General features: G+C 62.5%; 23 protein-coding genes and 1 tRNA gene. 8 read left to right on the top strand and 16 right to left on the bottom strand.

Annotation, left to right across the window (positions count from 1 at the left end; translation table 11 throughout):
• Positions 1-30: 30 nt before the first annotated feature.
• Positions 31-546 (top strand): retropepsin-like aspartic protease family protein, encoded by a 516-nt coding sequence (locus FHS49_RS14190; RefSeq protein WP_184019659.1) that lies wholly within the window; start codon positions 31-33, stop codon positions 544-546.
• 33 nt (positions 547-579) lie between these two features.
• On the opposite strand, the gene FHS49_RS14185 is transcribed toward FHS49_RS14190, so the two are convergent.
• Positions 580-1,470, bottom strand: coding sequence for a peptidylprolyl isomerase (locus tag FHS49_RS14185; protein WP_425502697.1), 891 nt, complete (start codon positions 1,468-1,470; stop codon positions 580-582).
• A gap of 205 nt (positions 1,471-1,675) precedes the next feature.
• On the opposite strand from FHS49_RS14185, the gene FHS49_RS14180 reads away from it, so the two are divergent.
• Together FHS49_RS14180 and FHS49_RS14175 are read left to right on the top strand one after the other, a co-directional pair.
• Positions 1,676-4,000: a TonB-dependent receptor gene (locus tag FHS49_RS14180; RefSeq protein ID WP_184019655.1), complete on the top strand. Its 2,325-nt coding sequence runs from the start codon at positions 1,676-1,678 to the stop codon at positions 3,998-4,000.
• Positions 4,001-4,081: 81 nt separating this feature from the next.
• Positions 4,082-4,172, top strand: a tRNA-Ser gene (locus FHS49_RS14175).
• 189 nt (positions 4,173-4,361) lie between these two features.
• Here the strand turns inward: FHS49_RS14175 and ribH are convergent.
• From ribH to FHS49_RS14130, 9 genes are all read right to left on the bottom strand, one after another.
• Entirely contained in the window at positions 4,362-4,784 is a 423-nt protein-coding gene (ribH, locus tag FHS49_RS14170) for a 6,7-dimethyl-8-ribityllumazine synthase (protein ID WP_184019653.1), read from the bottom strand.
• Between the two features lie 3 nt (positions 4,785-4,787).
• Positions 4,788-6,083, bottom strand: a complete 1,296-nt coding sequence (gene ribB / locus FHS49_RS14165; RefSeq protein WP_184019651.1) for a 3,4-dihydroxy-2-butanone-4-phosphate synthase — start codon at positions 6,081-6,083, stop codon at positions 4,788-4,790.
• Between the two features lie 49 nt (positions 6,084-6,132).
• Positions 6,133-6,750 carry a riboflavin synthase gene (locus FHS49_RS14160; protein ID WP_184019649.1) on the bottom strand — a complete coding sequence of 206 codons (618 nt, stop codon included), beginning with the start codon at positions 6,748-6,750 and terminating at the stop codon, positions 6,133-6,135.
• A gap of 10 nt (positions 6,751-6,760) precedes the next feature.
• Positions 6,761-7,711 (bottom strand): bifunctional diaminohydroxyphosphoribosylaminopyrimidine deaminase/5-amino-6-(5-phosphoribosylamino)uracil reductase RibD, encoded by a 951-nt coding sequence (gene ribD, locus FHS49_RS14155; RefSeq protein WP_184019872.1) that lies wholly within the window; start codon positions 7,709-7,711, stop codon positions 6,761-6,763.
• 17 nt (positions 7,712-7,728) lie between these two features.
• Positions 7,729-8,115 carry a hypothetical protein gene (locus FHS49_RS14150; protein ID WP_184019647.1) on the bottom strand — a complete coding sequence of 129 codons (387 nt, stop codon included), beginning with the start codon at positions 8,113-8,115 and terminating at the stop codon, positions 7,729-7,731.
• A 14-nt stretch (positions 8,116-8,129) separates the two neighbouring features.
• Positions 8,130-8,795: an energy transducer TonB gene (locus FHS49_RS14145; RefSeq protein WP_184019645.1), complete on the bottom strand. Its 666-nt coding sequence runs from the start codon at positions 8,793-8,795 to the stop codon at positions 8,130-8,132.
• Positions 8,796-8,900: 105 nt separating this feature from the next.
• Positions 8,901-10,538: a M28 family peptidase gene (locus tag FHS49_RS14140; protein WP_184019870.1), complete on the bottom strand. Its 1,638-nt coding sequence runs from the start codon at positions 10,536-10,538 to the stop codon at positions 8,901-8,903.
• A gap of 47 nt (positions 10,539-10,585) precedes the next feature.
• Complete coding sequence (locus FHS49_RS14135) at positions 10,586-11,485, bottom strand: hypothetical protein (protein WP_184019637.1); 900 nt, start codon at positions 11,483-11,485, stop codon at positions 10,586-10,588.
• 123 nt (positions 11,486-11,608) lie between these two features.
• Entirely contained in the window at positions 11,609-11,917 is a 309-nt protein-coding gene (locus tag FHS49_RS14130) for a glycine zipper 2TM domain-containing protein (RefSeq protein ID WP_184019635.1), read from the bottom strand.
• A gap of 839 nt (positions 11,918-12,756) precedes the next feature.
• Here FHS49_RS14130 and FHS49_RS14125 point away from each other — a divergent pair.
• From FHS49_RS14125 to FHS49_RS14110, 4 genes are read left to right on the top strand one after another with little or no spacing between them, the layout of a single operon-like run.
• Positions 12,757-13,080, top strand: coding sequence for a PilZ domain-containing protein (locus FHS49_RS14125; RefSeq protein WP_184019634.1), 324 nt, complete (start codon positions 12,757-12,759; stop codon positions 13,078-13,080).
• A 58-nt stretch (positions 13,081-13,138) separates the two neighbouring features.
• Positions 13,139-13,537, top strand: coding sequence for a low affinity iron permease family protein (locus FHS49_RS14120; RefSeq protein WP_184019633.1), 399 nt, complete (start codon positions 13,139-13,141; stop codon positions 13,535-13,537).
• A 48-nt stretch (positions 13,538-13,585) separates the two neighbouring features.
• Positions 13,586-13,996, top strand: a complete 411-nt coding sequence (locus FHS49_RS14115) for a PilZ domain-containing protein (RefSeq protein ID WP_184019631.1) — start codon at positions 13,586-13,588, stop codon at positions 13,994-13,996.
• A gap of 52 nt (positions 13,997-14,048) precedes the next feature.
• Entirely contained in the window at positions 14,049-14,378 is a 330-nt protein-coding gene (locus FHS49_RS14110) for a hypothetical protein (RefSeq protein ID WP_184019629.1), read from the top strand.
• Between the two features lie 27 nt (positions 14,379-14,405).
• On the opposite strand, the gene FHS49_RS14105 is transcribed toward FHS49_RS14110, so the two are convergent.
• The 5 genes from FHS49_RS14105 to uvrA form a co-directional block, all read right to left on the bottom strand.
• Entirely contained in the window at positions 14,406-14,855 is a 450-nt protein-coding gene (locus FHS49_RS14105) for a hypothetical protein (protein WP_184019627.1), read from the bottom strand.
• Positions 14,856-15,296: 441 nt separating this feature from the next.
• Positions 15,297-16,319, bottom strand: coding sequence for a hypothetical protein (locus FHS49_RS14100; RefSeq protein ID WP_184019625.1), 1,023 nt, complete (start codon positions 16,317-16,319; stop codon positions 15,297-15,299).
• A gap of 400 nt (positions 16,320-16,719) precedes the next feature.
• Positions 16,720-16,920, bottom strand: a complete 201-nt coding sequence (locus tag FHS49_RS14095; protein ID WP_184019623.1) for a hypothetical protein — start codon at positions 16,918-16,920, stop codon at positions 16,720-16,722.
• The gene (locus FHS49_RS14090; protein ID WP_184019621.1) at positions 16,895-17,467 is read right to left on the bottom strand and encodes a hypothetical protein; all 573 of its coding nucleotides are present in this window, start codon (positions 17,465-17,467) and stop codon (positions 16,895-16,897) included. Before FHS49_RS14090 ends, FHS49_RS14095 begins: the two co-directional genes overlap by 26 nt.
• An 85-nt stretch (positions 17,468-17,552) precedes the next feature.
• A complete protein-coding gene (gene uvrA, locus FHS49_RS14085) occupies positions 17,553-20,573 on the bottom strand; it encodes an excinuclease ABC subunit UvrA (RefSeq protein ID WP_184019619.1) in 3,021 nt (1,006 codons plus the stop codon).
• 190 nt (positions 20,574-20,763) lie between these two features.
• Here uvrA and FHS49_RS14080 point away from each other — a divergent pair, with 190 nt between their 5' ends.
• Positions 20,764-21,252: a hypothetical protein gene (locus tag FHS49_RS14080; RefSeq protein ID WP_184019617.1), complete on the top strand. Its 489-nt coding sequence runs from the start codon at positions 20,764-20,766 to the stop codon at positions 21,250-21,252.
• Positions 21,253-21,297: 45 nt separating this feature from the next.
• Here FHS49_RS14080 and FHS49_RS14075 read toward each other — a convergent pair whose 3' ends face one another.
• A complete protein-coding gene (locus FHS49_RS14075; RefSeq protein WP_184019615.1) occupies positions 21,298-24,267 on the bottom strand; it encodes a TonB-dependent receptor plug domain-containing protein in 2,970 nt (989 codons plus the stop codon).
• Positions 24,268-24,347 lie beyond the last annotated feature (80 nt).

Genomic DNA, 24,347 nt, shown 5'->3' with positions numbered 1-24,347 from the left:
GTTAACCCCTCCATGGCAGGATCGTGCCCGATGATGAAGGTGCTTTACATGAGCGGGATGCTGGCGCTGGCGCTGATCGCCTTCATGCCGCGCGGCGACGGAGGCACGCTTGGCAAGCAGGAGGTGCGCGCCGCGATGTCACCGGAAGCCAGTGAGCGCCCCGATGATATGGCGGGTAACGGCATTGCGGAGGTGGTGCTGAAGCGCGCCAGCGATGGGCATTATTATGCGCGGGCCGAGGTGAATGGGGCCGAGATCCGGTTTCTCGTCGATAGCGGCGCGAGCATCGTGGCGCTGAGCCGCGAGGACGCCGCGCGGGCCGGCATTCCCGTGAACGACGGTGAGTTCACCGATGTCGCGCGGACCGCCAGCGGCACGGTGCCGTTGAAGCCCGTGATGATCGACCGGATTTCGATCGGGCCGGTCGTGGCCGAGCGCGTCCGCGCCGCCGTGTTGCCGGGCGAAGGGATATCGCTGCTGGGGCAAAGCTTCCTCACGCGGATACGGCAGGTGGAGATTTCAAACGGGGAAATGCGGCTGCGGTGATAGTGTCAGCAAAACGGCGCTAAAAAGCCTCACCTAAACCGGCTTACGCCTGACCGGCACAGGAATATTGCACACATCCGCGCCGCCCGCGGGCACGTTGAAGAACGGATCGCGCCGGTTTGCACGCGCCTCGCGATACGCAGCGAAACTCTTGCCGCTCAGCACCTGCCAGGCGGACTGCGCGCCCGGCTCCATCGCGCTCATCGGTTTCAGACTGCCGATCGCGATGCGTTCGCCGGGTTTGTCGTAGAAGCCCAGCGCTGCGGTGCCCCGGGGGCGCGAAGCGAGAAACTCGATGCCTGCAATCACTCTGCCGACGGTCGCGATATTGCGATCCAGATGACGCGGTGCATGGCCGATCACGGCATAAAGCTCGGCACCCGACCCCGTATCGGGTGCAAGATTGCGGCCAACGCCCACCATCCCATAGCAATGGGTGAGCCACACCGCCTTGCCATCGCTGCCCACCGGCCATCCGCCCTTTGCGAAGCCGGTTTTCTTCGCATAGGGATCTGGCCAGCCGAGCCACTCTATCTCAAGACCCTTGGTGCCGCGCGTATATTCTTCCGGAGGTTCGGCGACCACACCGATGGGCAACGTCTTCTTCTCGGTCGCATCGCCCCATTGAACGACATAATTATCCTGCACGCGATTGATGCTGGTCCCGTCCCACCAGCGCGCCGCGGCGATCTTGCGGATATTATCCACATGAACCGGCGCGAATTCCGGTGCGAGCTGGATGATGGCCTGCCCGCCCTCTGCGGTCTCCATCACCAGCAGATCGGATGCGGGAATATCCTCCCAATCACCCGCCGGTGCCTCCGCCGCGATCTCCGACGGCGCTTTCGCCTCCGTCTTGGAATCGGACAGGGCGTAAAGCGCCACAGGAATGGCAATGAGAGCCACCAGCGGCAGTGCGACCATGGTTTTCATGAGCGCGAGACTAGCGCGACGGACGGGAATGAAAAGCCCCTCGCCTCACGGCCGATCTGAAGGATGTTCGCCCTGTCTGGTCAAGCGGTCGCACCGTTGGTGTCGCGAATCTGTCACGGTCATTTCGTTGCGATGCAACATGAAAGGTGCAGGGGCAGCCTCGTTATCCAAATTTGAAAAAACGGGGCTTTTTAAGATGAAACGCAGTGTCTCCTTCTCCTTCGCCGCCACCTTGCTGCTGGGCGTCGCGCTACCGGCCATGGCGCAGGAAGCGCCGGTGTCGGATAATGGGATCAGCGATGGCGGAGAACTGATCGTCACCGCACAGAAGATCGAGCAGCGCGCCAAAGACGTGCCGATCACCATCTCGGCGGTGACGGGGGATCGAATGCGCGAGCTGGGTGTATCGGATCTCGACGAACTCTCCAATTACATCCCCGGCCTGAATGTTCAGGAGCAGAGTGCGAACAATCCCGGCATCGTCATCCGCGGCATCACATCGGACAGCGGATCGGCGCAGCAGGCGGCCCGCGTGACGCTTTACTATAACGGCGTGGATATCAGCCGTTCGCGCGGTTCCTATCAGGATGTCTATGATATCGAGCGGATCGAAGTGATCAAGGGACCGCAGGCCACGCTATTCGGCACGGCATCCGCAGTGGGCGCGATCAGCATCATTTCTGCACGGCCTCAGCCCGGATTTTCCGGCGCGCTCACCGCGGGCTACGGCAATTTCGAACAGACGTTGCTTTCCGGGCATATCAATGCCGGATCGGACGTTCTGGCCGGCCGCGTCGCCTTCGCGTGGAAAAAGCGGGATGGCTATGTGAACAATCTGGCACCAGACCAGGATGATCTGAACGGGCAGGATCAGCTCGGCATCCGCGGTTCGCTGCGCTTCACGCCATCCGACAGCTTCACCGCCGATCTGATCCTCACCTATGATCGCCAGCGTAATCCGGGCACGGCCTTTGTCTCCAAGGCACTGCCGACGCCGTCCGGCCCGGGCAATCCCTTTGGCGACGCCTGGCTGGGTGGATCGCCTTTCTCCAAGGACGTTCTCGGCAAGGAGAAATTGGGGCTGGACCGCAACGTCTATGACGTCAATCTGAGCTTCACATGGGACATCGCCGATGATTGGACGCTCACGATGGTCAATGGCTATCGCGAGTTCGATTCGCTCGAAACCTTCGATGCCGATGGCTCGCGCGCCTGGTATCTGGAGTTTGCCGAGGAAGCCAATGGCTGGCAGGGCAATCATGAAACGCGCTTCAGCTATGCCAGCGATCAATTCCGCGGGTCATTCGGTTGGAACATCTTCCATGAAGACAGCATCCAGCGCGTTCCCTTTTCCAGCGAGGAAGGAACCTTCTATCAGTGCGCCGCAAGGCTGATTCCGGCGCTGGGCTGTATCGCAGCCGACGGTTCCGTTTCCGCGGCGCAGGCGACCGCGCTGTTGACCGGGGGTGCGTTCACGTCGATCCCCTATCGCTCGGTATTCGAAAATCAGGGCAAGAATGACAGCTATTCCATGTTTGCCGATGGCACATGGATCCCGGCACCGAGCCTTGAAATCACCGCCGGCGTTCGTGCCCTGATCGAAAAGCGCCGCTCCGGCTTCATCGCCTCGGCCCCCAATTCGCAGCTCTCCCTGCTGTCCCCGCTGCTGCCCGACGCACCGCTGGTTCCCGGCCAGGTCGATACCGCCGGCCAGACATTCCGCACCGAAGACAGTTTTCAGGCGTTCCTGCCGCGCTTCAACATCCTCTATCGCTTCTCGGATGATGTGAACGGCTTCGCCACCATCTCCAAAGGCCGCCGCTCACCGACGGTCAATCTGGGCGCGCGGGCGACGACGGCCGGGCCGGTTGCATCGGCCTCGGCCGTGGCTGCCGAAAATGTCTGGAATTACGAAGTCGGCCTGAAAGGCGCGGTCGGCATCATGTCCGGGTCGCTCGGCGTCTATTATCAGAAATATGATAATTTCCAGGTGAGCGTCGTCCAGCCCAACGGCACGACGCGCACTGAGAGCGCCGGCACCGCAAGCAATTTCGGGGTCGAGGCGGAAGTCTATCTCAAGCCCGTAAGCTGGCTCAATATCTTCGCCAATATCGGCTATATCGATGGTGGGATCGACAATAAGGCGTCAATCGCGCCCAATTTCCGCGGGGCGCAATTCCGGCTTCAGCCCGAGGTGCAGGGCGCGGCAGGCTTTACGATCAATGCGCCGGTGGCAGAGGGCATCCGCATCTTCGCTACACCCAGCGTCACCTATCGCAGCAAGATCTTCTTCGAAGTGCCCAATAGCGAAGCCGCCTCGCAGGATGCGGTGACGCTCGTCAACGTCCGCGCGGGCGTGTCTCTGATGGATGAACGGTTCGAAATCGCCGGTTTCGTTCGCAACCTCACCGATAAGGATTATCTGCTCGACGCCGGCAATACCGGCGGCGCGTTCGGCATCCCCACCTTCATTCCGGCCGAGCCACGCCTCTATGGAATCCAGGCCAGCGTGAAGTTCTGATGCCCTTGGGGCGCGGGGACCACAAAGCGTCCTTGCGCCCCGGCGGTTCACGCGATAGTGAGCCGCCTTCCAGAGCAATGCGGAGCGGTGGCCGAGTGGTCGAAGGCGCTCGCCTGGAAAGTGAGTATACGTCAAAAGCGTATCGTGGGTTCGAATCCCACCCGCTCCGCCATTTAGTCTTTCATTGTCTGGAAAAGTGCCGTTCTCCGCAGCGCGGCGGTGCTGCTAGTCTGAATACAGGGATATTAGGGGCGAAATCCGGCGTGAGCAGCCGCATAGCTCACGCCGTTCGGAATTTTTGCATTTCTATCACAAGCTGGTTTCCGGCATAATTTTCCGAAAATTCACACCCCTCAGGCCGCTACCCGCCGAATTTTTCGCGTAGCGCCAGCATGGCGATGGCGGCTTTGGCGGCTTCGCCGCCTTTGTCCTTTTCGTCGGGTTTGGCGCGGGTCAGCGCCTGGGCTTCATTCTCCACGGTCAGGATACCGTTGCCGATGGCGATGCTGTCCATCGTCAGCGCCATAAGGCCGCGCGCGCTTTCGTTGGAGACCACTTCGAAATGATAGGTTTCGCCGCGCATGACGACGCCCAGCGCGACATAGCCGTCATAGCGGCCCGATTCCGCCGCCAGCGCGATCGCGCCGGGAATTTCGAGCGCGCCGGGGACGGTGATCGTATCGTGATGATGCCCCGCATCCTCGATCGCGGCGCGTGCGCCCTTTATCAGAAGGTCGTTCAGATGGTCATAGAAGCGCGCTTCGACGATCAGGAATTTGGCCATGGATCAGGCTGCCTTTTCAATTGAGGGGAGATCGATCGGGCGTTCGCCGACGATCGAGAGGCCATAGCCGTCAAGCCCGATCAGTGTGTGATGCGTATTGGTGAGCAGGATCATGTCCTGCACGCCCAATTCCGTCAAAATCTGTGCACCCACGCCATAATCGCGCAACTCTTCCATATCCGGCACGCCCGCCTTGCGCTGCAACGCGCGTGTGAATACGCCGGGTGTCGCGCTGGACAGCAGCACCACCACGCCAGCACCTTCGGCCCCGATGATTTCCATCGAGCGGGAGAGGACGCACGAGCGCTCGGAATTTTCGCCGAACATATCGGTGAAGGCGTCCATCGAGTGCATCCGCACCAGCGTGGGCGAATCGGGGTCGACGCGGCCCTTCACGAGCGCCATCTGCTCGGTGCCGGTGGCCTTGTTGTAGAAGGTCATCGCGGTCCAGTCGCCGCCCCAGCGACTGTTGAACCGGGCTTCCGCGCGCTTTTCGACCAGATGATCATGGCTGCGGCGATAGGCGATCAGGTCGCGGATCGTGCCGATCTTCAGATTGTGCGTCTGCGCAAAGACGATCAGATCGTCCATCCGCGCCATCGTGCCATCATCCTTCATGATCTCGCAGATCACGCCCGAAGGATTGAGCCCGGCCAGGCGGGATACGTCCACTGCCGCCTCGGTATGGCCGGCGCGTACCAGCACGCCGCCCTCGCGCGCGATCAGCGGGAAGACATGGCCCGGGGTCACGATATGCTCCGGCCCCTTGGCGGCGTCGATCGCGACGGAAACGGTCCGCGCGCGGTCACCCGCCGAAATGCCAGTCGTCACGCCATCGCGGGCCTCGATCGATACGGTAAAGGCAGTTTCATGCCGCGTGCCATTGTGGCGGCTCATCAGATCGAGACCGAGCTGATCGACGCGCGCCTTGGCCAGCGCCAGGCAGATCAGGCCGCGACCATGCTTGGCCATGAAATTGATCGCATCGGGCGTCGCCATCTGCGCGGGGATGATCAGATCGCCCTCATTCTCGCGATCTTCGTCATCGACCAGGATGAACATGCGGCCATTGCGCGCCTCGTCGATAATTTCCTCGATCGGCACCAGTGCGGGGGAGGCCTCACGCCGGACCAGATAGGATTCCAGCTTGCGCAGCGTTTCCGCGGTGGGGTTCCACTGGGCGTCATCCAGGCTGCGCAGGGAATTGGCATGAAGTCCGGCAGCGCGGGCGAGGCCCGAGCGGGAAATGCCGCCTTCGGTGACGAGGTCGCGAATGCGATCGATCAATAATGTGCTCATGAACGCGTGATATCACATCGCGATGTGATGATCCAATAAAGAAATCACATCAATGTGCATGATTTTCCAATAATGACCGCATCCGCCCGAGATAGCGCGCCAGCACATCGATTTCGATGTTCACCGCGCGCCCGATCGCCAGCGCGTCGAACGTGGTGACCTCGGCGGTGTGGGGAATGATGTTCACGGTAAAATCGAAGGCTCCGTCCGGCGTGTCGGTCACGGTGTTCACCGTCAGCGAAATGCCGTCGAGCGTGACCGAGCCCTTGGGTGCCAGAAAGGGCGCGAGATCGCTGCCCGCCGAAACCGTCACCTTCCAGGAATCGCCCACGGATTCCAGCGCGGTGATCTCGCCAACCCCGTCGACGTGGCCAGTGACGATATGCCCGCCCAATTCATCGCCCAGTTTCATCGCGCGTTCCAGATTCAGGCGCTTGCCTGCAGTCCACTGGTCCCGTGCGGTGCGCGAGACGGTCTCCCCCGAAATATCCACAGCGAACCAGCCCGGCCCCTTGTCCACGACGGTCAGGCACACGCCCGAGCAGGCGATGGACGCGCCGAGATCGACAGTGGCCGTATCATAGGTCGTCCCGATCACGGCGCGCAGGTCGCCGCGCTGCTCCAGGCTCTGGATCGTGCCGATGTCGCTGATGATGCCGGTAAACATGCGCGCCCCTTTAATGTCGCCTGCGCTCGTAAACGTCGAGTTGGTCGCTGCCAAGCATCCGCGTATCGCGCCGATGCCAGCGGCCATGCGCATCGGCCAGCGCGGTCAAGCCGATGTCCTCCAGAGATGCCTTGCCCGCACCGATCAGGATGGGCGCACGGTACAGCAGCAGACGATCGACCAGATCGGCCGCGAGAAAGGCGGAGGCCGCGCCGGCACCCCCCTCCACCAGCAGATGATCGACCCCCGTGAGCGCGGCGATGGCCTCGGGTGAAGCGACGGCTTCCCAGCCATCGGGGGCACCACCCTGCGTCAGCACCGCGCGGCGCGGGCTGCGGGATTCCAGGCCGGGCAGGCGCACGTTCAGCGCGGGGGCATCGCTCTCCAGCGTACCGCGGCCGACCAAAATCATCTCATGCCGGGCGCGTTCCATATGGGTGTGTGCGCGCGCCTCCGGCCCCGTGATCCAGCGGCTTTCCCCATTGGTCATCGCGATCCGGCCATCGAGTGACATGGCCAGCTTCAAGGTGACGTGCGGCCGGCCCAGCGCCTGACGCGTCAGAAATCCGGCCATGGCTTGCGACGCCTCCTGCGCCATGATCCCCGTGTCCACGACGATCCCGGCATCGCGGAGCGCTTGAAAGCCTTTGCCATTGGTGCGGGGATCGGGATCCCCCAGGGCGGCAACGACATGGGCGACACCCGCCGCGATCAGCAGCGTCGAACATCGCGGTCCCCTGGCGCTTTCATGCGCGCATGGCTCAAGCGTCACATAGGCGGTCGCGCCCCGCGCCATCGCACCAGCCTCGGCCAAAGCCACAGCCTCCGCATGGGGCCGTCCGCCGGGCTTGGTCCAGCCGCGTCCGACGATGCGGCCGTTATTGACGATGATGCACCCGACACCGGGATTGGGCGAAGTGGCACCGCGCGTGCGCTCCGCCAGCGCCAGCGCTGCGCCCATGAAGCGCAGATCGAGTGTCAAATGCCGAGGTCTTCGAGCTTCTTGTCGAGCCTCTTGAACTGCTGCATCTTTTCGGCGCGCAATTTATCTAGCTCCGCCTGCCGCACTTTCTTGGCAGCCTGATCGATCTTCTGCTGCGCGCGCACCTGTTCCAGAGACCGATCCAGCGGCCAGCTTTCGACATATTGGATATTGCGCTTCCAGGGCGTCTCGAACTTGGAATCGACGTAAAAGCCCACCAGAATCAGCATGGTGACCGCGATGGAGAGGAAGGCGAAAATCAGCTCGTGCTTCTGCCGCTGCGCCAGAAAGGACCGCAGATCGCGTATGGCCCTGAAAGGGGAAACGGGACGGGGAAATATCGCCATGCCACCAAGATAGTGCGGCTTTGCGATCTGCGCCACCCCGTCTCTCCCGATCAGCGTCCGTCGTTCAGCGTGAAACGAACCGTCATCGTCCGCCAGCCTTCGATCGGCACGCCATCTCTGGTCGCCGGCTGGAAGCGCCAATACTTCAAAGCCTGCTGTTGCGTGGCCCTGAAGAATGCCGGCTCGGTGGCTGACACCATCTGAATTTGCCTGACGCGGCCATCGGGGCCGATCAGGACGCGGACCTCGGCCATGCCTTCGATCCCCTGCCTTTGCAGACCCGGCGGATAATCGGGCTGCATCCGATCGGCAAAGCGGGGATCGGGGCGAACGCCAATCAAAACGGGGGCACGGGGCGGTTTGACGGTTTCCGTCATACCTGCGCCCATGCCCGGCAGATCTGGCAGTGTTGGCTGGATATAGGGCTGTTCGGATATGGTGTTGGGCAATGGTTCCGAAATGGGAGGCGCTTTCGAAGCGGTGGTCACCGATTTCGGCGTTTGCGGGGTTTTCGCCTTGGGCGGCGTGATCGGATCGGGTGGCGGCGGTTGCACCGTGATCGGATCGGTCAGGCGCATGATCCCCGGAATGTCGCGGACCACGTCCGGGCTGGCAAACAAAAGCTCCGCCACCATCGCGCCGTTGATGGCGATCGCTGCGCCAAGGCTTAGCGGGCTGCGGGTTTTCTGGTCGAGATATCCTCCTGCATTCTGCATGACATCCTCCTTCAACACAGCGTCCCGGTGGAGCGCTGTTGAGTAGGATGTTACATCATAACATTTATTCGGCAAGAGGGTTTGTTAGCGGGTCGCACGGAAACGTTATTGGCGGGCTTTTGCGCTTTCGACCCGGATCGCACGGAATTCGGATGCTGCATTCCAGTCAGGCCAGCGGCGGCTATTGGCGAGATCGGCGCCTATGGTGTGGAACAAGGCGATATCCTGCGCAGCGCCCGCCAGATTCCAGCTTGCGTCATAACGGTCACACGGTTTGTGATAGCAATTGGCCGTGTAATCGGAGACCCATTTGTCGCCGGCCGCGCGTCCACCTTCCACCAAATCCGCCCCGCCGCTGATCCCCATCAGCAGCAACACCGGAACGCCGCGCCGTGCGAGCGAGAAATGATCGGCGCGATAGAAAAGCCCGCGCTCAGGCAGCGTTTCTGCGGTCACGATGCGGCCTTGCAGCGCTGCGGCCTTTGCCAGATCCACCTCGAGCGCATTCTGCCCCTTGCCCACCAGCACGACATCGCGGGCGAGTCCGGCAGTCTGGAGGATATCCAGCGTCAGATTCGCCACAGTTTTTTCCAGAGGATAAAGCGGCGTCACGCCATAGGTTTCCGATCCCAGAAGGCCAGCTTCCTCGGCGGTCCATGCCGCGAACACCAATGTGCGCTCGGTGCGCGGTGCTGCGGCGAAAATACGCGCGAGTTCGATCACGCCGGCCAGTCCCAGCGCGTCGTCATTGGCGCCGGCCCGCACGGTGCGGCCGTCCGCGTCGGCAGCGCCCACGCCATAAGCATCCCAATGCGCGCCGAACATGATCGTTTCGTCGGGATATTTGGTGCCGGTCAACTTTGCCAGCACGTTGCGGCTTTCGATGCGTTCCATGGTCACCGGGAAATCGGCATCGAAGCGCAGGTCTTTCAAGGCGATCGGTTTGAAATCGGCGCGCCGCGCCTTGATCCTGAGAGCGGCAAGATCCTGTCCGGCCGCAGTGAACAGATCGACGGCGGCCTTTCCCTCGATCCAGCCCTGCAGCATCACGCGCTGTGGCTCGCTGGCGGGCCGCACGATATCGTAATTCTCGCCGCCGCCCGCGATCACGGTGGACCAGCCATAGCCGGCACTGGGCGTATCATGCACGATCAGCGCACCGATCGCGCCGCGCCGCGCCGCTTCTTCGAACTTGTAAGTCCAGCGGCCATAATAGGTCATCGCCTGGTCACCGAATTTGCCTTTGACCGGCTCGCCCGCGATCGCCTCGAAATCGGGATCATTGACCAGAAAGACGGCGATCTTGCCATGCAGATCCACGCCCTTGAAGTCATCCCATTGCCGCTCGGGCGCATCGACGCCATAGCCGACGAACACCATTTCCGCCTGCGTGATCGCGGCGCGATCCACCGCGCGGGGCGTGCGCAGATAGATGCTTTCATTCTGGACGAGCGCCATGCTGCCTTTGCCATGGGTGACCGCGAGTCGGGATGGTGCTCCAAGCCGGGTGCGGATCAGCGGCACTGTCTGCGTCCAGCCGCCATTCTCCCCACCCGGCTCAAGCCCCAGCGCGGTATAATGTTCGATCAACCAGGCGACGGTCTTGTCCTCACCCGCCGTGCCGGGCGCGCGGCCTTCAAAGGCGTCCGAAGCGAGGATCTGAACGGTGTCGGCCAGCCGGGCGGTTTCGATCGGGGCGCTATTGCCTGTGGTGTTGGCGGTCGCCGGCGCGGCAAAGGCCATCACACTGGCAAACAGAGCAGAAGTGATCTTCAAGGCATGTCCTCGCTTTAATTGATGTCAGGCACCCAATAGTCGCGCTTGGCTGCCGTGACGCGTTTGAGTCCGAGCAGCGACACACTGGCGCTGTCGGTGCCGAGATAAGTGAAGTGCGGGGCATCGGTCACCACGGTCTGAAACCAGCCATGGCGCGCGAGGATCGCGCGGACGCGCGGATCGGCATGTTGCTTCACATCCAGGGCCAGCATAAAGACATGTTGGGACGATCCGGGCGCGGCGACGGAGCGCAATATGGTCTTGTCGCGCAAGGTGGCGAAGCACAGGCCTTGTTCTTCCAGCGCCAGGATGCGGGGAATCTGGGCCGCGGGGGACAATCTGGTGATCGCGTCCACTTTGGCCTGATCCAGCTTCTTTGCCGCGCGCCAGTGTGCCAGCCCGCCATCGACCCGGCTTTTCCAGTTGATGATAGTCCGCGCATAATTGCGCCGCGCCGCATCCGCGCCCGCGGGGGTGATCGCGAGTTTCGCGGCGCTGGCTTCCTTGATCGCCGCCTGCAGCGCCTCCATCGCGCGCGATTGCAGCGTCACGGCGATTCCGCCCACGATCGCAGTCTTCATCGGCACGGTCGCCTGCCACGCCGTCACCGCCGCTTCATCGGCGAACAGCACGGTCACCGGTCGCACATCGGCACCGCGCGACACCAAAATCGCACCATATTCGCGCATAAGATGGCGCGACAGGTGATCTGTAGGCATGGCAAAGCCGGGTGGAAGCTGGCGGAAAAATGCCGTGTCCAAAGTCGGCGCTTGCACGGGCTTCCACAATTGCGGTGAAGCCAGCGGCGTGAAGCAGTCGATCGGCGTCAAGGGCGCGGGTGGCGCGCCTGCTACCGCCATAGCGGGTGCCAGGAATGTGATTGCCATGGCGGCACGCACCAGGGTGCTCTTCAAAACCTTCTCCCTTTGTGGCGTCGCGCGATGTGCCTGCATTTTTCTATGGCCTGCGGACGGTTAACGCAATCGGGGCGGATTGCCTGATGACAATCCGCCCCGATCACATTGCAGCGCGCTGGCTTAGCGGCAGGTGCGCTTGCTATCGATCGACTTGCCGACCACGGCACCTGCAACGGCACCCAATATCGTGCCCGTCGTGCGTTCACCGCGGGTATCGACAGCGCGGCCGACCAGAGCACCACCCGCACCGCCCACGATCATGCCGACCGTGCCGTTGGACTTCTGGCAGCGCATACGGCCGCGGTTGTCGCGCCATTCGCGATATTCATAGTTGCGCTTGCGTTTTGCATCGGCGTGGTCGGTGGGCACCACCATCGACGCCGGAATGAGAAGCGACGCAGCGCCCAAGGCCATAAAAAGATTACGCATAACGAACTCCCTTGATCTCGATTAATTCGAGTGCAGAACGCGGCCAAGGATACAGAGGTTGCATGAACCTGAAACAACAAAGTAAGTGTATGATTTATAAGGATAATTATTTTTAAATTGCCAATTTATCCAGATGCTGCCCCTTTCCGATGCGCCATGGCGTGCCCAATGGCTTGCCCCAAGCGGTGCGGCGGCCTAATCAGCCCGCATCCCTTGGCCCGAATCGCGGCCCTGGAAACTTATCCCCGATATCCCCATTATCCACAGCCTGGACCCCCTGTTTTCCGCTTGGTGCGACTCGCATTCCATGACAGCTTAGGAGTGTGGAAGAGAGGCTTCCGAGGGAAACCAAGGCAGCAAAGCTCACTACGACGCTGAGGCGGAATGACGGAAAACCGCAAGGAATTCGGGCAGGAAACCAAGGCAAGGGCGCCGGAAGTGGTGTCGTAACGGCCGGAGCGCAAGCGACGGAATCGGGCGATGCTCCAAGAAGGGCCGGTGAACGAACCAGCGTGAAAGGCTTTCGGGCCGGAAGCGAGGGTTGGAAAGCACCGACGCCTGAGTGAGAATGGACGCGCGGCAACGCGAGGTCGTTTGAAGCTCGGCGCAGTGGGGGCTGGCAGCGATGCCAGCCCCCATTTCTGTTTGCGCGCCGCCCTCTGAAATCCTTTTGCGTCCCGCCCTTCACAAATCCTTATGAATGCCGTTTTATTGTTTCGAGACATAGACTTGCGGAAACGGGCACGATGGGCGCTGCTTACCCGATTACTGGAACCGGCGATTTGCCGGATGGGCAGCCCGGACGTGAAGTCCGGAGCAGCCGCTTTTTTGCGGCGACCATGGAAATGCCGGGTCTGCCGCCGCAGCAGATTGCGGTGCGCAATGTCTCCCCCCACGGCCTTGGTGCCCGGGCGGAGGTGCCGCCGCCGCTGGGGATGATCGTGAAGATCAACCTTTCGGGTGTCGGCGATGTCGAAGGCGAGGTGCGCTGGGTGACGGGCAACCGTTTCGGCGTAAAGCTGGACGGATCGATCGACACGTCGAAATTCAATTTCTCCGGGCGCTCGTGGGAAGAAGTGACTCCCCGCTACGATCCCGGCGACGTGGCGGACCGGTTCAAGCCGATGTCCAGCACCTGGCGGCCGGGCTTTCGTACCCGTTGAACGATTGCGCCGCGACGGCATTGGCTTATGCACCTCCTGCACAAGCGGGAGGGTAAGAATGAACCGGACATTTGAGCATGTGGCCCAAGCGGTGGCGGGATGGGCCGGGCGGCCGCCCGCCTTCGTGATCGCGCTGTCCGCCGTCATCATCTGGGCGTGCAGCGGCCCGATTTTCGGCTGGTCCGATACCTGGCAGCTTGTGATCAATACTTCGACGACGATCATTACCTTCCTCATGGTGTTCCTCATTCAGAACGCCCAGAACCGGGATGCCAGCGCCATCCAGGCCAAATTGGACGAACTCATCCGTGCGGTCACCGATGCCCGCAATGAATTCATCGGAATCGAGCATCTCGGCGAAGGCCAGTTGGAAGGCATCCGCCGCGCACTGGAGACCGAATTTGGCGACGAAAGCCCCAATCACGAGGCCATCGCCCGCCTGCTCGACCGGCGCTGATCCGGCGGCCCTTCCGCAATCCGCATGGGGCCGATATACACCCGGATCATGACCGCGCCGGACACCCCTGATGGAGAGGATCCCCCCACACGCGCCAAACGCACCGGGCGCTTCTTCGCGGCGACCATCAACCGGGCGGGACGGCCGCCGCTGAAGGCCGCGATCCGCAACATTTCATCCACCGGCATGGGCGGCCGCGCCGATCCGCCGCCGCTGGCCGGAGAGACGGTGACCGTGGTGATGGGGCCGCTGGGCGAAGTGACCGGCCATGTCCGCTGGGTCAATGGCAAGCAATTCGGCATCCAGCTCGACAAATCAATCGACCCCGCCCGCTTCGATTTCTCCAGCCGCTCCTGGACCGACATCGCGCTGGCCCATGACGGCGAGGACGATGTGGCCGAACGGTTCAAGCCCGTGACCAGCACCTGGCGACCGGGGTTCAAACCACGCGGTTCTTGACTTTTTAGTGTTTTATTCCGATAATACACTCCTGAGATCAAAGGATTCCGTCATGGCCAAGACCAAGAAGACCAAGGCTGACAAGGCCGCGAAAAAGACCAAACCCACCAAATTGCCCAAGCACATCGCCGGGGTGACCATCCCCAAGATGCTGCGCGAAGAGGGCGGCGCGCTGGTCGATCTGATGCGCCACCCGCTGGTCGCCAGCATCGCCGCGGCGGGCCTAGCCGCGCTGTCCGAAGCGATCAGGGACAGCACCAAGCCCAAGTCCGCCGCGACCCCGCCACCCGCGGGCAAGGCGGCGGTCGACCTGGGGCAGGGGGCGGCGATCCTGGGCACGATGATCGCGGCGCGGGCAATCGAGAGCCTGAAAAAGGCCTGACCGCCCGCCCGCGTCTCTCGATGCGCCCTATTTCAATTTCACCTCCTGCAGCATCTGGCTGCCCATCTGCTTGCGCATCGTGCCGCGCGCGCCGCTTTCGGCGGTCAGGGTGCGGCTGTTCCGGGCCATGAAGGACTCATATTCCTTGTCCCGCCGCGCCATTTCGCCGGCGCTGGGCACATCGGCATAGACGGTGATCAGATACAGATCCGCCTCGCCGTCGCGCGCATAGATGTTGGCGACGACGCGGTAATCCTTGATCCAGCCCTTGCTCTTGGAAAATTCCTGCGTTTTCTTCCACTGGCTGCTGAGGAAATCCATGTAATTCTCCTCCTGCCCATCGATGATCTCGATCTCGGACACGTCCCAATAATCGCCCCAGGTGTAGGACGAATCCTGCGCCGCGGCGGGGGCGGCGGGGGCGGCGAGGGCGAGCGACAGGGCGCACAGCGCGCCGGAGAATGCGAATGACTTCATGGTGATGATCCCCTGATGGACGGACCACGCCGCCGGAATGGCGACGCCGGCCGTGGACGCGCACGCAAACGCATGGGAGACGCAACGACTGGAGCCATCCGTGCGGCGCGGTGCGATCCCGGGCATGGACTCGCGCGGCGAAGGGGCTGGAAAGCGACATAGCATGGGCGGAACGGGCCGGACATGTCCCGTAAGGGGACATGGTGGCCGGCTCATCGGCGTTCATGTAGGACCCGATCATCGCCGGTTCGCGCAGAGGCGCAAAGGACAGCAGAGGGCGCGAAGGAGGGGAGAAGGGCGGGCTTTGCTTTGCGCGTTCTGCGTTCGCGATGCCTCTGCGCGAACCCTCCGGTTGTGGCAGTTCCAACGTCCCTCGACTACGCTCGGGACAAGCGGATGGAAGGTGCGCGCGCCTCGACGGCGAAAATCCGGCCGGGCGCATCACGCCTCCGCCAAGGCCGTCGTCGCGGATTCGCCGCCTGCCGCACGCACCTCATCGTCCTCATCCGCCTGTTCATCCTCCTCATCCCGTCCATCGGGCAGGCCGAACCAGCGCAAACGGGCCATTTCTCCGGCCCAGACGAGGTTCGCCGTGTCCGAGGCCTCCTTGGCATCCGCCATCGCGCGCTCCTCGGGCGTGAGCGTGCGGCTGTAATCGTCATCCATGCCATACACGCCGTTCTGCGTGCCTTCGAAGCCTTCGGGCGGCGGGAAATTGGTGAGATAATCGCCCCAATAGGCCGGCGGCACCGACGCATCTTCACCCTCGCGCCAGACGCAGAGCTCGCGGGCGAATTCGCCAAGCAAGATGGCCCCCAGGATATCGGGATCGGCGCTGCATTCCGCCGCACTCGCGTCATGGAATTTGAGGCAATGTTCACACCGTCCATGGCGCTGCGATTCCGCCGTTTCCGCGGCCGCTTGTGTCTCCGCATCGGCGTCCGCATCAACCGGCGTGCGCGCGGCGACGAAGGCCCTGGCTTCCTCGCCCTGGCCGCCCGCCTCGACCAGAGCGAGAAACGCCTCGAAATCCTGCGCCACCGTGCGCGCCTCGGCGGACTCGCTGCCCGCCACCGGCGCATCGGCCACGCGATCGAGCCGGGTGAGCAGACCCAGCGCCAGGCGATTGTCGAACCGATGGCGCGCGGCGACGCGGCCCTCCTCGTCCCGCTCGATCGTATCGCGCTGCCCGTCGAGCGCGCGGATCATCAGCTCATCGAGCAGCCGCCCGCGCGCGATGAGGATCGCCGCATTCCAGCCCATGTTGAACGCCGCCCCATCATGGCGCACCCGCAGATTATAACAGGCGCGCGTGCTCATGAAGCATTGCGCGGCGGCGATGCGGACATTGCCGTAAAAGGACAGGGTTTCGAGGAAAGTGCGCTGCTTGGACGCGGTCCAGCGCAGGCTTTCGGCGTCCTCTTCGGGCTGATCGTGATCGATGGTCTTGGAAATATAGGTCATCTTCGCCTCCTGGTTGGGGTGCAACCGGGAAGTTAGGCAGAATTGGGGCGTGTAGGAAAGAACAAAAGAGGAACATGCGAGGGTTCACGCGGAGGCGCGGGGCGCGGAGAAGGAAGGAGGACGCAGAGTTTCTTATTGCTCCCCGGAACGGGGAGGGGGACCGCTTGCGGTGGAGGGGCAGTGGCAGGATGCGATGTCGTCCTAATTTCAGCGCGACGACTGCCCCTCCGTCAGGCTGCGCCTGCCACCTCCCCGTGCCGGGGAGGGATTGCCTATGTTCTCTCTGTATTGCCGCACCTCCGCGCCCCTGCGTCTCCGCGCGAACTGAGAAGATCGGGTTCGCACGGCGGCCATCCAATGATATTGGACCCGCGTTCCCGATCGCATCCGGATTACAGGCTCACCAAGTGCCGCCGCTCTTTTCGATCGCCTTGAGCAGCGCCTTTTTGCTGGCGGTGCGGCGCTTACCCGTGTTGCGGGGGAGTTCGGGATGATTCAGGGCGGCGCGGCGCGCAGCCAGCTTTGCCGCGAAATCCGGATGGGAAATGCGGGGGCCGGACCAGTCCGGTGCCGTCTCAGGCTTTGAGAGCTTCGATGCCATAAGCGTCAAAAGTTTCCGTTCGTATCCGTTTCTCCAGATACAGCAGATCAGCGTCGGGATGAAGCGCAAACAGGATGCGCGCCTGACCGCGCATTTCCGGCGCGCTTCCCGACGCATATTGACCCATGCGATCGGCGATGAGATCTTCCACGGATATGATGGAAAAGGCTGCCCCCTTCTCCATGCCCTCCACCAGAAATATGTGATCGCGATCGACCGCGCCATCCATCGGAACCGACGCCACAATCTCGAACCCCAGGCCATATTCGGGGTGAATCCAGCCCCGCGTCGCCATGCCGGGACCGCTGGGCCGCACGAACCCATGATCCCGCATCACTGCTTCAAGCGCATCCTGAAGCGGCGAACACAGATCGATATCGCCGGTCATCAGCGCGCTCGCGGAGTAATATTCAGCCGCCCCGCCGCCGACGAGAACGGGACGGGCATAGCCCAGAGCCGCCATATCCTCGCTGACCCGCGCGAGGAGTCGCAGGGCCGCTTCGAAAGCCGGGCGATAGGCGGGGGGCGGCGGTTCATCCTGCGGCACGGCTTTTCCTCGTTTCGGGAAGGGACATGATTGCGCCGCCAAGTGGCGGACTGGCAAGACCCATCCGGAAGGCCGGGAGAGGCGTTTACTCCGCCGCCTGGGCCTCCGCCATTTGCGCCTTCATCCCCAGCAACGGCGCCAGATACTTCCCCGTGAAGCTGCGCGGTGCCTTGGCCACCTTTTCCGGCGTGCCCTCTGCCACGATCTCGCCGCCCTTCACGCCGCCTTCGGGGCCGAGATCGATGATCCAGTCCGCGGTCTTGATCACGTCGAGATTATGCTCGATCACCACCACGCTATTGCCCTGCTCGACCAGCGCATGGAGCACCTCCAGCAGCTTGCGGACATCTTCGAAATGCAGGCCGGTGGTGGGTTCGTCGAGGATGTAGAGCGTGTTGCCGGTGGCGCGGCGGCTGAGTTCCTTGGCGAGCTTGACGCGCTGCGCCTCGCCGCCGCTCAATGTGGTCGCCTGTTGCCCGACCTTGACATAGCCGAGACCGACTTCGGCGAGCATCGCCATCTTGTCGCGGATATTGGGCACGGCCTTGAAGAATTCGACCGCATCCTCGACTGTCATGTCCAGCACGTCGGCGATGGACTTGCCCTTGAACTTCACCTCGAGCGTCTCGCGATTGTAGCGCGCGCCGTGGCAGACGTCGCAGGTGACATAGACGTCCGGGAGGAAGTGCATCTCGATCTTGAGCACGCCATCGCCCTGGCACGCTTCGCAGCGACCGCCCTTCACATTGAAGCTGAAGCGGCCGGGCTTGTAGCCGCGCGCACCGCTTTCGGGGAGGCCGGCGAACCAGTCGCGGATATTGGTGAAGCTGCCGGTATAGGTGGCGGGATTGCTGCGCGGGGTGCGGCCGATGGGGGATTGATCGATGTCGATCACCTTGTCGAGATGTTCGAGGCCGGTGATCTTTTCATGCTTGCCCGCGATCATCCGCGCGCCGTTCAGCGCACGGGCGGAGGCGGCATAAAGCGTGTCCACGGTGAAGCTGGACTTGCCCGAGCCGGAGACGCCGGTGATGCAGGTGAAGGTGCCGAGCGGGATGCTCGCGGTGACGTTCTGGAGGTTGTTCGCGGTGGCATTGTGGACCGTGAGCTTCTTGCCATTGCCCTTGCGGCGCTTGGCCGGGACGGGGACCTGGCGGCGGCCCGAAAGATAATCGCCCGTCAGGCTGTTGGTGTTGGACAGAATGTCTTCGAGCGACCCCTGCGCGACGATCTCGCCGCCATGCACGCCCGCGCCCGGCCCCATGTCGATGATATGGTCCGCGGTGCGGATGGCGTCCTCGTCATGCTCGACCACCAGCACGGTATTGCCGAGATCGCGCAGACGGCGGAGCGTGGCGAGCAGCATATCATTATCGCGCTGATGCAGGCCGATGCTTGGTTCATCCAAAACGTATAAAACGCCGGACAATCCCGAACCTATCTGGCTCGCGAGGCGGATGCGCTGGGATTCCCCGCCGGAGAGGGTTCCGGAGGTACGGTTGAGATTGAGGTAATCCAGCCCGACATTGTTGAGGAAACCCAGACGCTCGAGGATTTCCTTCAGGATGCGTTCGGCGATCTGCGCCTGCTGGGAGGAGAGCTTGGGCAGCAGGGTGGAGAAGAAATCGAGCGCATCGACCACGGAGAGACGGGTAACGTCGCTGATCGTGGTCATGGCGACCTTCACCGCGAGCGCCTCGGGCTTCAATCGCGCGCCGTCGCACACTTCGCAGGGGGCGGAGGATTGATATTTGGAGAGTTCCTCGCGCATCCAGGCGCTGTCGGTCTGCAGCAGACGGCGGTTGAGATTGCCGATGACGCCCTCGAACGCCTTCTTGACCTCATAGGATTTGCGACCGTCCATGAAGCGCAGGGTGACGGGTCGGCCGCCGGTGCCATGCAGGATGATGAGCTTCACCTCGCCGGGAAGATCGGCCCAGGGCGTCTCCAGATCGAAGCCGAATTCCTTGGCGAGGCTGCCGAGCACCTGCATGTAATAAGGGCTGGGCGGATTGGATTTGGCCCAGGGGACCACCGCGCCCTTCTTGATGCTGAGCGCGTGATTGGGGACGACGAGATCCTCGTCGAACAGCAATTTTTCGCCGAGGCCGTCGCAGGCCGGGCAGGCACCCTGGGGAGCGTTGAAGGAGAAGAGCCGCGGCTCGATCTCTGCGATCGTGAAGCCCGAGACGGGGCAGGCGAATTTCTCGGAAAAGACGATGCGGTTTTCGGGAATGCCGGTGTTTTTCATGCCCGTTCGGGCTGAGCTTGTCGAAGCCCCTTCCTTGCCCTTCTCCTGGACAGAAGAAGAAAGGGCTTCGACAGGCTCAGCCTGAACGGTATCTGCGTCTGCAATCTTACCAAGAGATGTCAGCGCAGAAACAGTCCCATCCGCCAGATCCACATAGGCCAGCCCTTCGGCCAGCTTGAGCGCGGTTTCGAAACTGTCCGCGAGCCGCGTTTCGATGCCCTCGCGCACCACGATGCGATCGACCACCACTTCGATGTCGTGCTTGTATTTCTTGTCGAGCGCGGGGGCTTCGTCGATCTCGTAAAATTCGCCGTCGATGCGGACGCGGGTGAAGCCCGCTTTCTGCCATTCGAGCATCTCCTTGCGATACTCGCCCTTGCGGCCGCGCACGACGGGGGCGAGCAGATAGGCGCGCGTGCCTTCGGGCAGCAGCATCACGCGATCGACCATCTGGCTCACGGTCTGCGCGGCGATCGGCAGGCCGGTGGCGGGGGAATAGGGAATGCCGGTGCGCGCCCACAGCAGGCGCATGTAATCATAGATCTCGGTGACCGTGGCGACCGTGGAGCGCGGATTGCGGCTGGTGGTCTTCTGCTCGATCGAGATGGCGGGGCTGAGCCCTTCGATATGATCGACATCAGGCTTCTGCATCATCTCCAGAAACTGGCGCGCGTAGGCCGAGAGCGACTCCACATAGCGGCGCTGCCCCTCGGCATAGATGGTGTCGAAGGCGAGCGACGATTTGCCGCTGCCCGACAGGCCGGTGATGACGGTCAGCGTATCACGCGGGATCTCCACGTCGACGCCCTTGAGATTATGTTCGCGCGCACCACGCACCGATATATGAGTCAGCATGAAATGGTCTGTTCCATATATGTTCTTAGGTTTCAAGGGGTATTGGGACGCGGTGAGGACCGCATGGATCAGATGGGTGTGCGGGTCCGGATTGCAAGGCGGGTCATGCGCGGACACCATGCGGAAAATTGCCCCGGCCGCGCGGCTCTGCCATGATGGCAGGCCGCAGGATCAAGCAAAGGATCGCCCGATGACCCGCATCTTCCCAGTCGCTATGGCCGCGCTGGTGCTGCTGAGCGCCGCGCCGCCCGCGAGCGCCGTGCAATCCAACAGCACGCATTCGACATCGGCGCGCGAGCCGCTCTCCCGGCTGGTGCCCGTCGAACTGCCGCCATCCGCGCCGGCACCCGCCACGCCCGTTACCGTGCCCGCTGCCGTCGCCGCGCCGGTGGTGGAAGCCGGGACGGATGCGGAGTCCGCTGCGATCAATGCGGGGGAGCGACAAAAGGCGCAGACCCGCCTGCAGCAATATCAGGCGCAGCGCGACGCCCGGGCCAAAGCGGCCGCGGACCAGCGTCGCACTTATGACGCCGCCAAGGCCCAATATGAAGCCGACACCGCGCGCGTGAACCGCGAGAATGCGGAGAAGAAAGCGAAATGGGAGGCTGATACCGCGGCCTGCCTGGCGGGTGACAAGACCAAGTGCGCGCCAGCAGCGGCGACACCTGCGCCGCAATGATGGAGCCTCGCGTGACGATCCGCGAGGCTCCATTTCGCCGTTAGATCAGCGCATCTCGATGCGGAGACCGAAACGGAACTGACGACCCAGCATGTCCGAATAGGTGCTGTTCGCCGCCAGGCCTGTTTCGGGCAGCAACAACGGGCTCTTGTTGAACACATTGGTCACGTTGAGGAAGAATTGCGCTTCGGATTTGCTGCCGAAGGCGATCTTCTGCGTCAGGTTGAGATCGACGTAGAACAAGCCTTTGACGTGATTTTCATCATAGGTTTGAAATTGCGCCGCTGTGGTGGTGAGCGGGCAGCCGGTCTGGCACTCGATGGCGTTAGCGAGATATTTGCCGGCACTCACCCCGCGGCCGACTGCGGTGATCGAGAAGCTCGGCGTTTCATAGCTGGCGCTGCCACGGAAAATCCATTTCGGCGTGCTATACTGACCGCCATTGGCACCGACTGTATCGACCACAATGACGCCGGGAATGCCGGTGTCGTTGAGATTTTCGATATAGCGCGTCGCCACGCCGCGCAGCGTGACACTGCCGTCTCCGTTGGCGAACAGCTTGTCCAGAGGCAGTCGATAGGAAGCGTCGATGTCGATGCCGCGCACCAGCTTGCGCGCGAAATTGAACGGCTGGCTGCGGATGAGGATACGCGACGCATTATTCGGATCCTGCGTGATGGCCGCGCAATATTCAGTCCGCCCTTCTGCGCACCGATTGACGATATCCTGCGCGGTGAGCGTGTCGATCGCGTCATCCACGTCGATGCGGAAGTAATCGACCGACAGGTTGAAGCCGGGCAGAAACCGGGGCGAGAAGATGCCACCGATATTCCACGAATCCGCCTTTTCTGCGCGCAGATCGGGATTGCCCAGATTGAGCGCCGAATAAGAGATGCTCGCCCCGTAAATGCCGCCATTGGGACCGCTTCCCGCCCCGAACGGATTGGTCACGGCATCGGTGTTCGACGAACCGGCCTGATACAGTTCGTTGAGATTCGGGGCACGGATATCGCGTGAACGCGTGACACGGAACCGGATATCCTCGATCGGCTGCCAGGTGGCACCGGCTTTCCACGTCGTGACATAGCCCGAGGTGGAATAATCGGTCGCGCGCACCGCGCCGTTGAGTTCGAGACCGAAACCCAGCGGCACGACGGCTTCGAGATAGGCTTCCTTCACATTATATTTGCCATTGGTCGGCAGATAATTGCCGACTGACCAGGTGTTCGCCGTGGTGAGGCCGCCCGCCGGATTGGCCGTGACGGTCGGCTGGAACTCGGGCGGAACGAAGCCGCTGATCTTCTCTTCACGATATTCGCCGCCGATGGCGATGCTCACATCACCGGCCCAGGTGGCGAACGGCGTGAGCGACAGATTGGCACCGGTGACGATCTGCTCGGCGATCTCGTCGCGATAGGGATTGCCCAGAATATAGGCGATGGCCGCAGGATCGGCGACGCCGATGCCCAGGCGATTGAGAGGCCGGCAATTGGGATCGTTATTCGTGGTGCTCACATCGACATTGATGCGGCACTGGATCGAACCCACAGCATAGCCGCCCGGATTGCCTGTTGCCGCGAATACCGCATCGGTGGCCGCCGCCGTCCGTGCGGTGTGCATGATGTTGGTCAATTCCTCGTGCATCTTGGCACGGCCATATTGCCCATAGATATCCCAATGCGCCGCTTTGCCGAACGCCTGGAACTCGCCCTCGGCACCGATCACGTAGCGCTGAACCTCGCGGTCGTTCGCCACGCCGCGGAAGGGGAGATCTGCCGCAGTCGTCGCGAGCGTCACACTGGTGATGCCGGCACGCTGCGCGGGGGTTAGCGCATTGATCAGAAAGGCGTTGTCGGCCTGAAGCGTGATGCCCGTCGCCAAATTCGGGCCGGCGTTGAAGCGCACTTTCTGCTTGTTGTAGGAGGCTTCGGCAAACAATTCCACGCCATCCGAGACCTCGTAGCTCAACCGGCCGAAGAAGCCGTGGCGATCGTCTTCCGGATCAAGGCCGATACGACGCCCGGAATCATTGACCTGCCAGGAGCCGCCTTGTGTGAGGGTGGGGGCCGAAGCGCCGGCGGGCGAAGGATAGGTCAGTGCGCCATATTGATATTGCAGCGCCTGCCCGCCCTGGCCGAAATACGTGCCGCGCAACCGGTTTGCCACGCCGCCGGCCGAGCCTGTGATCAGGCCGCCCGGCGTCGAGTTCGCAGCGCCGACCTGGCGGCGGATCAGGTAGCGCGGCGTGGTGCTGACGCCCGACACCCAAGCCGGATCCTGAATACGCACATAGCCGGTCGCGTTCCAGGCGCGGTCCACTTCGAAAATTCCATCGCGATGCGCGATCTCGCCGCTGAGCAGGATATGGCCGCGCCCGCCCGCAAACGACTTGCCGAGTGCTGCGTTGAATGAATAATTGCCGCCATCGCCATATGTGGTGATGCCGCTATCCGCGCTGGCCTTGATGCCTTCATATTTCTTGTCGAGAATGAAGTTGACGACACCGGCGACCGCATCGGAGCCATAAGCCGCCGATGCGCCGCCCGTGACGACTTCCACGCTTTTGATCAGCGACTGCGGGATCGTGTTGACATCGACCAGGCCTGTGATCGTCGAGCCGACCGAACGACGCCCGTCGAGCAGCACCAGCGTGCGGATTTCGCCGAGGTTGCGCAGGTTGAGCGCGTTGATGCCCGCCTGTCCGCTGCTCAAATTGAGGCGCGAGTTGGCCGGTCGGGTCGAGCCGGCGAGCGATGGCAATTGGTTGACGAAATCAGCGATGTTGTTGCTCGGTGACTGGTTCTGGATTTCATCCAGGCTGAGCACGGTCACGGGCGTCGGCGCCTCGAAGCCATCGCGCACGATGCGCGAGCCGGTGACCAGGATTTCCCCGGATTCGACGGTGTCTCCAACGGGCGTGGATTGCGCCCAGGCCGTTCCCGAACCACAGGCCATGAGGCCGGCCAGGGCCGAACCCGAAGCCAGAACAGCACGCATCGCTTTGGAATATCGCATAATTTCCCCCTTGATCCCGCCTTCCCAAGCGGTCCGCTCCTGTAGAGCAGAAGGAAAATCTCACGCCATATGATCGGTTT

The organism is Sphingobium boeckii, from assembly GCF_014199215.1.
GTDB lineage: Bacteria > Pseudomonadota > Alphaproteobacteria > Sphingomonadales > Sphingomonadaceae > Sphingobium_A > Sphingobium_A boeckii.
Note: the sequence above shows the minus strand (reverse complement) of the source record. Positions and strands in the feature narration are given on the sequence as shown.